At 64.2% G+C, this 10,782-nt stretch carries 14 protein-coding genes; all 14 read left to right on the plus strand.

Annotated features, from left to right (window positions below):
• Positions 1-632: ABC transporter ATP-binding protein (locus tag H0W38_RS07980; protein WP_292452711.1), on the plus strand; the 632-nt coding region annotated here is incomplete at its 5' end.
• Positions 629-2,008: an amidase gene (locus tag H0W38_RS07985; protein WP_292452712.1), complete on the plus strand. Its 1,380-nt coding sequence runs from the start codon at positions 629-631 to the stop codon at positions 2,006-2,008. The genes H0W38_RS07980 and H0W38_RS07985, both read left to right, overlap by 4 nt.
• Before the next feature lie 17 nt (positions 2,009-2,025).
• The gene (locus H0W38_RS07990) at positions 2,026-3,702 is read left to right on the plus strand and encodes an amidohydrolase (protein WP_292452714.1); all 1,677 of its coding nucleotides are present in this window, start codon (positions 2,026-2,028) and stop codon (positions 3,700-3,702) included.
• Between the two features lie 28 nt (positions 3,703-3,730).
• Positions 3,731-4,708 (plus strand): GTP-binding protein, encoded by a 978-nt coding sequence (locus tag H0W38_RS07995; protein ID WP_292452715.1) that lies wholly within the window; start codon positions 3,731-3,733, stop codon positions 4,706-4,708.
• 40 nt (positions 4,709-4,748) lie between these two features.
• Positions 4,749-5,024 (plus strand): BrnT family toxin, encoded by a 276-nt coding sequence (locus H0W38_RS08000; RefSeq protein ID WP_292452716.1) that lies wholly within the window; start codon positions 4,749-4,751, stop codon positions 5,022-5,024.
• Positions 5,025-5,029: 5 nt separating this feature from the next.
• A complete protein-coding gene (locus H0W38_RS08005) occupies positions 5,030-5,359 on the plus strand; it encodes a hypothetical protein (RefSeq protein ID WP_292452718.1) in 330 nt (109 codons plus the stop codon).
• A 377-nt stretch (positions 5,360-5,736) separates the two neighbouring features.
• Positions 5,737-5,949 (plus strand): HAD hydrolase family protein, encoded by a 213-nt coding sequence (locus H0W38_RS08010; RefSeq protein ID WP_292452728.1) that lies wholly within the window; start codon positions 5,737-5,739, stop codon positions 5,947-5,949.
• Between the two features lie 372 nt (positions 5,950-6,321).
• Complete coding sequence (locus H0W38_RS08015) at positions 6,322-7,185, plus strand: hypothetical protein (RefSeq protein WP_292452719.1); 864 nt, start codon at positions 6,322-6,324, stop codon at positions 7,183-7,185.
• Positions 7,182-8,123 carry a WYL domain-containing protein gene (locus H0W38_RS08020; protein WP_292452721.1) on the plus strand — a complete coding sequence of 314 codons (942 nt, stop codon included), beginning with the start codon at positions 7,182-7,184 and terminating at the stop codon, positions 8,121-8,123. The genes H0W38_RS08015 and H0W38_RS08020 overlap by 4 nt, the downstream gene beginning before the upstream one ends.
• Positions 8,114-8,998: a hypothetical protein gene (locus H0W38_RS08025; protein ID WP_292452723.1), complete on the plus strand. Its 885-nt coding sequence runs from the start codon at positions 8,114-8,116 to the stop codon at positions 8,996-8,998. Before H0W38_RS08020 ends, H0W38_RS08025 begins: the two co-directional genes overlap by 10 nt.
• A 43-nt stretch (positions 8,999-9,041) precedes the next feature.
• Positions 9,042-9,536, plus strand: a complete 495-nt coding sequence (locus tag H0W38_RS08030) for a J domain-containing protein (RefSeq protein WP_292452724.1) — start codon at positions 9,042-9,044, stop codon at positions 9,534-9,536.
• Positions 9,537-9,676: 140 nt separating this feature from the next.
• Positions 9,677-9,901, plus strand: coding sequence for an addiction module protein (locus tag H0W38_RS08035; protein WP_292452725.1), 225 nt, complete (start codon positions 9,677-9,679; stop codon positions 9,899-9,901).
• Positions 9,902-9,909: 8 nt separating this feature from the next.
• Complete coding sequence (locus H0W38_RS08040) at positions 9,910-10,206, plus strand: type II toxin-antitoxin system RelE/ParE family toxin (RefSeq protein ID WP_292452726.1); 297 nt, start codon at positions 9,910-9,912, stop codon at positions 10,204-10,206.
• Between the two features lie 88 nt (positions 10,207-10,294).
• Positions 10,295-10,573 carry a hypothetical protein gene (locus H0W38_RS08045; RefSeq protein WP_292452727.1) on the plus strand — a complete coding sequence of 93 codons (279 nt, stop codon included), beginning with the start codon at positions 10,295-10,297 and terminating at the stop codon, positions 10,571-10,573.
• The last annotated feature ends 209 nt before the right edge of the window (positions 10,574-10,782 follow it).

Here is a 10,782-nt window from a genome sequence, read left to right on the forward strand (position 1 = left end):
CCGACAGCGGGCAGATCATGGTCGAGGGCATCGATATCGCCGCGCTCGGCCAGCGTGCGCTGCGGCCGGTGAGAAAGCGAATGCAGATGGTCTTCCAGGATCCCTTCGGATCGCTCAACCCGCGCCGCACGGTCGGGCGGTTGATCGCGGAGGGCCCGATCGTGCACGGCGTGGCGCCGGCCACCGCCCGGGCGCGCGCGCTCGAACTGCTGGAGCTGGTCGGGCTGGAGCGGCGGGCGGCCGACCGCTTCCCGCACGAATTTTCCGGCGGGCAGCGCCAGCGCATCGGCCTGGCGCGCGCCCTCGCGCTCGAACCCGACATCCTCGTCGCCGACGAGCCGGTGTCCGCGCTGGATGTCTCCGTGCAGGCGCAGGTGCTTCGCCTGCTGGCCGACATCCGCAGCCGGCTCGGGCTCACGGTGCTCTTCATCACCCATGACCTGCGCGTCGCGAGCCAGGTCTGCGACAGCATCGTCGTCATGCACAAGGGTCGCGTGGTCGAGTACGGGCCGGTCGCCGACGTGTACGCCAACCCCAGCCACGACTACACACGGTCGCTGATGGCCGCGGTGCCGGGGCGCAAGTGGAGCCAGGGCAACGAGGCAACTGCCGTGATCGAAAGGACCGCATGAACCTGTCGCCCTCTCCTGCCGCACCGGGACTGGAGGCCTTGGGCCGAGCGCTGCGCGAGCGCCGTGTCAGCGCCGTGGAAGTGGTACGGGACTGCCTCGCCCGCATCGCGGCGCTGGAGCCACGGCTGCAGGCTTTCATGCACCTCGACGCCGAGCGCGCGATGGCCCACGCGCGGGCGATCGATCTGCTGCGCGCCTCCGGCGTCGATCTCGGACCGCTGATGGGCGTGCCGGTGGCCGTGAAGGATCTCTACACCGTGGACGGGATGCCGACCACGGCAGGCAGCCGCATCGACATCCAGGATCTCGTGCCGCCCCAAGGCAGCTTCGTGCGCGCGCTATTGCGCGCCGGCTGCGTATTGCTGGGCAAGACACGAACCACCGAGTTCGCGCTCGGCGGCTTCAACTTCGATCAGCCCCCGCCCTGGAACCCTTGCGACTTGCAGCAACCGCGCATGACCGGCGGATCGAGCCACGGCTCGGCAGTCGCCATGGCGGCCGGCCTCGCAGGCTTTACCGTCGGCGGCGACACCGGTGGCTCGGTGCGATGGCCGGCGGCGCTGTGCGGTGTCGTGGGCTACAAGGCCAGCAGCACGCACTGGGGCGGCGACGGCGTGTTCCCGTTGTCACCCGAACTGGACAGCGTCGGTTTCTTTACGCGCAGCGTGCACGATGCGGCGCTCGTGGACGCCGCGCTGGCAGATCGCCCCCTGCGCCAGCCGCCCGCCATCGATGCACTGACGCTCGCGGTACCAGCGCAGCACTTCATGGAGAACCTGGACGGCCCGGTCGCACAGTGCTTCGATGCGGCGCTCGAGCGCCTGCGCCGGGCCGGTGCGCGAATCGTGGACATCGAGGTGCCCGAGGCAAGCGAGATCGACGAGGTGTTCCGCAGCCTGGTCCCCGCCGACCTGCTGGCCTTCCTGGGCCGTGCTCGCATGGAGGCCCAGCTCGACAGGCTCGATCCGGTGGCGGCAGAGCGACTGCAGGTCGCCTTCGGTGTGCGCGCAGACGACTACGTGAAGATGCTTGCCCGGCGCCGGGCCTTGGAGCGGATCGTCACCGAGCGCTCCCGCGGCATCGACGCCTGGGTCACGCCCACCGTCCCGATGCTTCCCCATCCGACCGCGAACTACCCCACGGTGGCCGACGTCGCGGCCTGGAACCGCTTGGCGACGCAGAACACACGCCCCGGCAACCTCTTCGGTCAGTGCGGCATCTCGCTGCCCATCCACCATCTCGGGTCTGCGCTGCCGGTCGGGCTGCAGCTTTGCGCCAGCGCAGGGCAGGACGAGGCGCTGCTGGACCTCGCGCGCACCGTGGAGAACGTGCTGGGCTGCCCCGATCCGCCGGTGCTCGACACACTGGCACCCTAGAGGACGCACGAAGTGCCATGTCTTCTCACACCACTGTCTACGTCGCACGCAAGATCCTCACGATGAATCCCCGGCAGCCCACGGCCACGCACATTGCGGTGCGGGACGGGCGCGTGCTGGCGGTCGGCGACGACCTGGAGCGCATGCGCGGCTGGGGTCGCTTCGACGTGGACGAGCGGTTCAAGGAACATGTGCTCATGCCCGGGCTGGTGGAAGGCCACTGCCATCTGAAGGAAGGCGGCATGTGGGTCTGGCCCTACCTCGGGTGGTTCGACCGCCGCGGGCCCGACGGCCGGCACTGGCCGGGCGTCCAGTCGATGGACATGGCGGTCGCCCGCCTGCGCGAGATCGACGCCGCGATGGAGAGCCAAGCCAGGCCGGCACAGGAGCCCCTCATCGCCTGGGGCTTCGACCCCATCTACTTCGGCGCGGAACGCATGACGGTCGAGCACCTGGACCGCGTGAGTTCGGCCCGGCCGGTCGTCGTCGCCCACTCGAACGGGCACCTGATGAGCGTGAACAGCGCCATGCTCCGTCTCGCCGGCATCACATCGGAAAACGACACTGAAGGGGTGATGCGGTTCGCGTCGGGGCCGCGCGCAGGCGAGCCCAACGGCGAACTGCAGGAGCCGGCAGCCATGTTCCTGGTGCAGCGCAAGATCGGCACGGTGGGCTTGCTGGGGCCGGTCGATGAAGCCGGCATGCGCAACTTCGCTGCCATGGCATGCATGCAAGGCGTGACCACCGCCACCGACATGGTCAATCAGCTCACGCCCTCCGGCTGCGAGCTGTTGGAGCGCGTCTGTGCCGACCCCCAATTCGGCGTGCGCATCCTGCCCGCCTTTCAGGCCTTCCATGGCACGCACGGCGCTGCCGAGGGCGCCGCGCACGTGAAGTCGCTCGTGAGCCGCAACAGCGACCGCCTGCGGTACGGGCTGGTGAAGATGATGATCGACGGCTCCATCCAGGGCTTCTCGGCCCGGCTGCGCTGGCCCGGCTACTTCAACGGTGCGCCCAACGGCATCTGGGTGACGGCCCCCGCGCAATACGAAGCCCACTTCGAGACCTACCACCGGGCCGGCCTGCACATCCACACGCACACAAACGGCGACGAGGCCAGCCTGGCGGCCATCGACGCCATCGAACGGGTCCTGGCCCGGGCGCCGCGCCCCGACCACCGGCACACGATCCAGCACGGGCAGATGCTCGACGCGCCCATGTGCCGCCGGATGGCCTGCCTGGGCCTTGCCGCCAACCTGTTCGCGAACCACGTGTGGTACTGGGGCGACCAGCATGCCGAGGTGACGATGGGCCCGGACCGCGCCGAGCGCATCAACCCCTGCCGTACCGTGCTCGAGTCCGGCGTGCCGCTCGCAATCCACTCCGACGCACCGGTGACGCCCCTCGGACCCTTGTTCACCGCCTGGTGTGCCGTCAACCGCCTCACCCCCTCGGGCCGCGTGCTCGGCGCGGCCGAGCGCATCACGGTGCCCGAAGCGCTGCGTGCGATCACGCTCGGCGCTGCCTACACGCTCCGGCTCGACCACGAGGTCGGAAGCCTGGAATGCGGCAAGCGGGCCGACTTCTGCGTTCTGGAAGACGACCCGCTGGCCGTCGATGCGGCGGCATTCAAGGACGTCGCGGTGTGGGGCACGGTCCTGTCGGGCCGCGTCTTTCCCGCCCGGCGGCACTAGGGCCTACGGACGCTACGGGAAGGCTCGCGTGACCGAGAAAACGGGCCCTGCACCTGCGTCGAGCCAGCGACTGCCGCTGCTGGTTGTCGGCGGCTTCCTGGGCGCAGGGAAAACCACCCTGATCAACCACTGGCTGTCGAGCTCCGGCGAGCCCGCGCTGCGACTCGCCGTGCTCGTGAACGACTTCGGGGCGATCAACATCGACGCTGCCTCCATCGCATCACGGGGCGGCGACGTCATTGCGCTGACGAACGGCTGCGTGTGCTGCTCCATCGGGGACGACCTGGCGGGCGCCTTGATCCGCGTGCTCGACGCGGATGTTCCCGTCGATGCGATCGTCGTCGAAGCCAGCGGGGTGTCCGACCCGTGGCGCATTGCGCAGATTGCGCTTGCCGAGCCGCAGCTCGCCCTGGCCGGCGTCGTCGTGCTGGTCGATGCCAGCGCGGCAGCGCAGCAATCGAGCGATCCGCTGCTCGCCGACACCCTGCTGCGGCAGTTGAAGTCGGCCGATCTGGTGGTGCTCAACAAGACGGATCTTGCCGACGACGACTCGGCCACCCGGATGGCACGCGACTGGGTGCAGGCGCACGCGCCATCCACACCGTGCATCGCGCCTGCGGCGTTGATGGTTTCGCTCGCCGAACTTCTCGAGGACCGCACGGGAGTGCCGAGGCGAACGACCTCCGGTGCCGGGAGCGCTCCAGCCGAGCCGACCCACATGCATGCAACCGAGTTCGAGAGCTGGTCCACCCGGCCGCAGCACGCGTTCGACATGGAGGCCCTGCGCAAGCGACTCGCCGGAATGCCGGCCGGCGTGCTGAGGCTCAAGGGCTTTGTCCGCAGCGACAAGGGCGTGCGGTGGGAGTTGCAGTTCGCAGGCCGTCACCTTTCGCTGCGCAAAGCGCCGTCCTCGGACGAGGACGAGCTCGGAGTCGTGGCGATCGGTCTGCGCGGGCAGCTTCCCCGCGCCGACCTCGAAGCGCTGTTCTTGTTTATCGACGCTTAGGTGTGGTGACAAAAGGCACACACTGTTCTAGCATGTCGGTGTGAAGCCGTTTCGATGGAATCCGCAGAAGAACGAGACGCTCAAAGCGGATCGCGGCGTTTCCTTCGAGAGCGTCGTGGTCGCGGTCGAGTCAGGGGGCTTGTTGGACATCCTGGCTCATCCGAATCAGGCGAAATACCCGCGACAGCGGGTGCTCGTGGTGGTTTGCGACAGCTACGTGCACCTGGTGCCGTTTGTCGAGGAGGACGACCACTTCTTCCTCAAGACCGTCATCCCGAGTCGCAAAGCAACTCGGGACTACCTGAAGCAAGGGTGAATCGAATGCACAAGTTGGACCCCTACGAATCGGAAGTTCTCGGTGCTTTCGATGAAGGCAAACTGAAATCGGTCGCGACGAAGAGCGACTTTGCCAAGTTCAAGGCCGCCGCCCGCGCCACCGCCATCAAGGATCGGCGCGTGAACATCCGCCTGTCGTCTGGCGACCTGAGCGACATTCAGGTCCGAGCGTTGGAGGAAGGTGTGCCCTACCAGACCTTGATCGCCAGCGTCCTGCACAAGTACGTGACCGGGCGTCTTGCCGAAGCGCCACCCGTCGAGGCCAAGTCAACTGCGCGTCGAGCGGCCAAGCCGCGCAGTGTGCGGTCGAGCTGAGGCGTCAGCCAGGCCGCTTCGGAGCCGATCGAAGCAGCGCATCGAAAGCAAGCCAAGCCAATCTTGACGATTCGAGTTGCCGGCAACCCTCGAATCCTGAGTTGATGCCATTGCCGAGCAAGGCGGCGTGACAGCAAGCCGATCTACTGTCTATCACGACATCGCCACAACGGGTGTATGTCAACGTCGCCAGAAGCGGTCACTGTCCGGCGCTATCGACCCAGAGGCGTCCGACTAACTGAAGCAGAGCGGTCGCTGCATTCGCACTGACTCGGGCATCGGGGCGGCTCTGCGTCAGTTGCGCCATCCACAAAGTGGATGATTTACTGCATGTCGATAGCTGGTCAGGCGGCGAAGCGGCCGCCAAGCGTTGGAAGTTGCGTCGACCGCTTGCCTCCTACACTGTCGCCCAGTTCACGTTAGTAGGGGTCGCGCAAACCATTGCGGTGGGCGACGGCGCGAACGACCTGCCGATGCTGGGCGAGGCGGGCCTGAGCGTGGCCTACCACGCCAAGCCGGCAGTGCGGGACCGAGCAATGGTGTGCATCGACGCGGGCGGGCTTGACCGGTTGATCGAGGTCATGGACTGATCGTTCGCTTCTGGCGATTACAGCACTTTGTTTGCGCCCTGCAATCAGAAACGACACCTCCTGTCGTACCGCCTCTCGAAACTGCCTCTGTTTGCAATCGACACAGGGAGGTGGGTATGTTTTGGGGATTTCTTCTGGCGATCGGCCTCGCGGCTGCATTGACCAAGCTCGGCGCAGCGTCGGTTTGGGTCACTGTTCTATCCGCTGCCGTACATTTGCTCGGCGTGCTGGTCCTGCTGGCTTGCACCGGTGCGGCTCTGGCCTGGTGGCGACGCTCAAGACGCAAGTGAGGGGGTTGGACGCGCCGGGTACTTATTAGCGAGAGCCCGATGCCTCCGGTCATGAATCAACATCGATTGGATAGGGGGTCTCATGGTCGCAGTAGCGGGAACATTGGTTGGCGCTCCGGCTTTCGTCGCCGGAGCCGGCGGCTTGAGCGTCATGACTCAGGCGATCGGGGGGCTGTATCAGATCGTCGGTGGGATCAACGATTTCATCGACGACCACATCGAGACACTGAAAAAGTCACCAAACCCGACTATTTCCGGCACGGGTCGAGTGCTGGAAGGGGCCAAGTACGGATTTGGGATCGGGTACGTCATTCCAGTCGCAGTGATCGCCATCGGGCAGGTCCTGCTCGGGAACACTTTGGCAGCGATAGGAACGATTGTCACGACAGCGACTTTGACCAATCCCATTGCCATGACCTGCGCCGCCATCGGCGCCATCTACTACGGATGGCAGGCCCTTGACGACAAGGAGCGGGCGGCGATCCTTGAGCGCCTTGCCAAGGGCCTGGATCTAGGGGTCGAGTTGATCCGCTCACTTGTCGACTTCGTGATCCGGACGACCAAGAGTTTCCTGAGTTCCGAGCAATTGACGGAGTTCAAGGGCTACATCAAGGAACAGGCAGCAAAGTTTGGTCGATCGCTTTATGACGTCACCGGCAAGGTCGGCGATCTTGTCAAAGGCTCAGCGGAGAAAGTCGGAAAAGTGGCCGGAGAAGCGCTGAAGTCCACGACAGTCTTGATGAAGGGCGGCGCGGACGTCGTACGGGAGGCGGGCACGGCCGCAGGTTCAGCGACCACCGACGCTGTCAAGCGCACCGGCAAAGCTGTGTCGAAAGCCGTCGAGGTGACGGTTTCCACGACAAGGCAGGCATTGCGCCGTGGATCAGAAAAGGCGCCGACCGAGGAAAAACCGGCTCTGCTGTCCGATCAGCAGAAATCTGAATGAGGGAGAAGGGCCACGACACCCTGGTTCGTCGCCTGGCCCTGATGCTGTTGAAGCTGGATCAAGGCGACAGCCTTGACCCGCACAAACTGGCGGGCGAGTTCGGGGTCAACCTGCGCACCATCCAGCGCGATCTGAATGAACGATTCGCCTACCTGCCCTTGAACAAGGTAGAAGGTCGATACCGACTTGACTCCGCGTTTCTCGGTAAGTTCGACAACAAGGATATCGAACGCTTCGCCAGTCTTGCCGGCATTCGCGGCCTATTTCCTTCGCTCTCCGACGATTTCCTACGCGATATCTTCGACACGCGGATGCAGGCCGCCCTGTTGGTGAAAGGCCACCACTATGAAGACCTGGCAGGAAAGGAGACGGTATTTAAGAATCTCGAGCACGCGATCCTTGAGCGCAGGAAGGTGTCTTTTCGCTACACCCGCAGAATTGAACAAAAGTCTTACGAAAACATAGAACCCTACAAGCTTTTGAACCATAAGGGCATCTGGTACTTGGCGGGAAAGGACGGCACGAAACTCAAGACCTTCTCGTTTGCCCGAATCGAGTCGTTGATAGACACGGGCATCACCTTCAACCCCGACCCTGCAATCGAAAGTACGATTGTCGAGGAGGAAGGCATATGGTTCGGCGACGAAAGCATCGAGTTCGTGCTTGAGGTTGACCGAGAGGTGGCCAGCTATTTCAAGCGACGCAGCGTCATCGCCAATCAGGTGATCGTGAAGGAACTTCAGGATGGGGGACTGATTGTCTCTGCGAGGGTCGGCCACCCGAACCAAGTCGTGCCTCACGTCCGATACTGGATACCGCACGTCCGCATCATCAGTCCACACGACATGCAAAGACGTTTCTATCAAGAGCTGACTGCATATATCGAATCGAGGAGCACGGGTGAGATGAGCAACGAGAGGAGAACTGAATGGCGTTGACAAAGAGGCACTTGATCTTTGCGATGGCGTTGCTATTGGCTGTCGGAACGTGGTTCCCGCGGTCCCAAGCCATGGCACTCGAGCAAAGCGAGAAGGGACTCACGCGCGCGCTCGCCAGCTATGCACTGGCCCGCGGGCTGAATGCGACCATCTCGCTGGCGCAGGGCACGGAAGTGGCCGTCCAGCCAGCCGGCGTCGGTGCCATCATCGCGGTCGGGCAGTTCCTCGACCCGATCAACGATCTCGTGGAGCAGTTTTCTTCGCTGCTTCTGCTGGCGTCCGTCGCCTTCGGCCTGCAGATTCTCCTGATCGAGTTCGGTGCCCACTCGCTGCTCTCGGTGATGCTCACCGTCGCCGCCGTTTCCTACGGCGGGATGACGCTGTGGCGAGACGGCTCCCCCGGATGGTTACGGCGGCTCCTGTTGGTTCTGGTGATCGCCCGATTCGCCGTGCCGTTGCACGCCCTGGGAAGCGAGGTTCTCTACCAGAGCTTCTTGCAGGATAGGTATGTTGCGGCGCAGACCAGTTTGCAGAAGGAGTCTGAAAGCATCTCGCGTTCGACGAGCAACGAACTCAGCGGGGACGCTGTCGTCGCAGAGCCTCCGCCGGCTGAGGAGCGCAAGGGCTGGCGCAAGGTGCTTCCGAACGACTGGAAATTTCCTGACTTTCCAGAGTTTCCTGATGTACGGAAGATTCCCAAAGACATTTCGCAGGCTGCCGAGGAAAGCGTACGAAGCATCATTGACGTGATGGTTTTGTTCACCCTGCAAACGGTCATCTTTCCGCTGATTTTTCTCTGGCTACTCGTTGTTACGAGCAAGAGTGTCCTTGCCCCCGCAGGAGACCACCGTCCGCGAACGACAAGCGCATCTTGAACAGGGATCGTTCGAAACTGCCATTACCTTGAAGGTTTGTTCCATGAACCACTACGAGGTCCTCGGCCTATCCGCATCTGCCGACGCAGTCGTCATCAAAGCTGCCTACCGAGCGCTCTCCCAGTGCTGCCACCCGGACAAGTGCAGACCCAGCGAGCGCGATGCCGCTCATCAACGGATGACAGATTTGAACGCGGCCTATCGGGTTCTTGGTGAGACCTTCTCAAGGCGGCAGTACGACGAAGGACTGGCCAAGGGCCCGCGCGACAGAAGGTCAACTTTTAGTACGGTCGGCGAACCTGGTGCACCAGCAACAAGCGGCGGCAGTCGGCTCCCTTTGAGGCTTGCAATCCTGTTCATCTCCGTCCTGCTCGCCTTTGCATTGGGCGTCGACAAGAAGCCTTGGTGGCAGTGGTCGTGGGAGCTGGTTTCAGGCGGCTTCGACCAGCCGTCGCACTACGTGGTCGATTGGCCGGTCTTCGTGATCACGCTCGGCATCGGTCTGTGGCTGGCGTCGCTTGCGCGGCGGCGGTCTTAACTGACTGCGTTCGTTCTGCCGCTCCCGCCACTCCTCGAACAACAAGCCATCGTCGAAGCCGTCGAAGACCAGCTTTCCATCGTTGACCATGTGGAAGCGACAAAGCGCCGCCGCAAAAGCCACTGAGTTATGCTGAATTTATGAGCCAGATACCCGTGAGTTACAAGGACTTGCCCATCCCCGAGCGCATCGCGCTGGTCGAGGACATCTGGGACAGCATCGCCGAAGAAACGGCGGGCGGGTTGCCGCTTTCTCCCGAGCAGCGCGACGAGCTGCACAGACGGCTGGCCGAGCATCGGGCCGACCCTGCCAGCGGCATTCCCTGGGAGCAGGTGCGCGCCGAGCTGTACAAGCGACAAGCCTGACGCCGGCAATGCGGCTGATCTTCCGCCCGCAGGCGCGGGGCGAAGTCCTGCAAGCGCAGGCCTGGTATGAGGAGCGTTCGCCCGGTCTGGGCCTGGAGTTCGCTCGGGCGGTGGACGTTGCCATAGCGCAGGTACTTCGGATGCCGCTCGCGTTCCCGCGCATCGAGGCCGAATTCCGGCACGTCGTCATGCGCCGGTTTCCCTATTCCCTCATCTACCACCCCTCGGGCCCCGAACTTGTCGTCGTCTCCTGTTTTCATCACCGTCGCCAGCCCGGCGCCTGGGCGCGGAACCTTTCCGACTGAGCGCTGAATGGACGCGCTTACAAATTGCAAGCGCGCCTGGAGCTATGCCGGCGTGCTGAAGGACGCCAGCCTGTCCTGCTTCGAGTAGGTGGAGCAGTTGCCCCTGCTGCTTTTACTCAAGATGGCCGACCAGCTCACTCAGGCGCCGCACGCCAAGCCCGTGATCGTGCCGCACAAGTTCGGCTGGCGCGCCCTGCTGCCGCTCGACGGCGCGGCGCCGGAAGAAAAGTACCGCGCCGGTTTTGAGGCGCTGGGCAAGAAGCGCGGCATGTTGGGCGTAATCTTCCAGGGAAATTGGAAGCGGCGTTCGAGCAATTCACGCACATTGCGGCGCGGCTCGAGGTCAAGGCGTGAAGTTACGCCGTGAAGGCGCTCGCGAATCAGGTCGCCGGTGAACCAACAAGCACAGGTCGATCAGCGCGGCGCCACCGCCGGCTTCAGCTCGCTGCCCGAGGCGCTGATCACCATCGCGCCGCCCTGCATCTCCACCGCGTCGATGCGCGATGGCACCGCATACGCCGACGTGTCCAAGATCGGATTGATCGTGCCTTCGAGCACCGCGCGCGTCAGCTCGGT

This window comes from Methylibium sp. (assembly GCF_013817365.1).
Taxonomy (GTDB): domain Bacteria; phylum Pseudomonadota; class Gammaproteobacteria; order Burkholderiales; family Burkholderiaceae_C; genus Methylibium.

What these genes read in the sequence shown, in the direction of transcription:
- H0W38_RS07985 (WP_292452712.1), top strand. Translation starts at nt 629, where the DNA reads ATGAACCTGTCGCCCTCTCCTGCCGCACCGGGACTGGAGGCCTTGGGC.
- H0W38_RS07990 (WP_292452714.1), top strand. Translation starts at nt 2,026, where the DNA reads ATGTCTTCTCACACCACTGTCTACGTCGCACGCAAGATCCTCACGATG.
- H0W38_RS08005 (WP_292452718.1), top strand. Translation starts at nt 5,030, where the DNA reads ATGCACAAGTTGGACCCCTACGAATCGGAAGTTCTCGGTGCTTTCGAT.
- H0W38_RS08015 (WP_292452719.1), top strand. Translation starts at nt 6,322, where the DNA reads ATGGTCGCAGTAGCGGGAACATTGGTTGGCGCTCCGGCTTTCGTCGCC.
- H0W38_RS08020 (WP_292452721.1), top strand. Translation starts at nt 7,182, where the DNA reads ATGAGGGAGAAGGGCCACGACACCCTGGTTCGTCGCCTGGCCCTGATG.
- H0W38_RS08025 (WP_292452723.1), top strand. Translation starts at nt 8,114, where the DNA reads ATGGCGTTGACAAAGAGGCACTTGATCTTTGCGATGGCGTTGCTATTG.
- H0W38_RS08030 (WP_292452724.1), top strand. Translation starts at nt 9,042, where the DNA reads ATGAACCACTACGAGGTCCTCGGCCTATCCGCATCTGCCGACGCAGTC.
- H0W38_RS08035 (WP_292452725.1), top strand. Translation starts at nt 9,677, where the DNA reads ATGAGCCAGATACCCGTGAGTTACAAGGACTTGCCCATCCCCGAGCGC.
- H0W38_RS08040 (WP_292452726.1), top strand. Translation starts at nt 9,910, where the DNA reads ATGCGGCTGATCTTCCGCCCGCAGGCGCGGGGCGAAGTCCTGCAAGCG.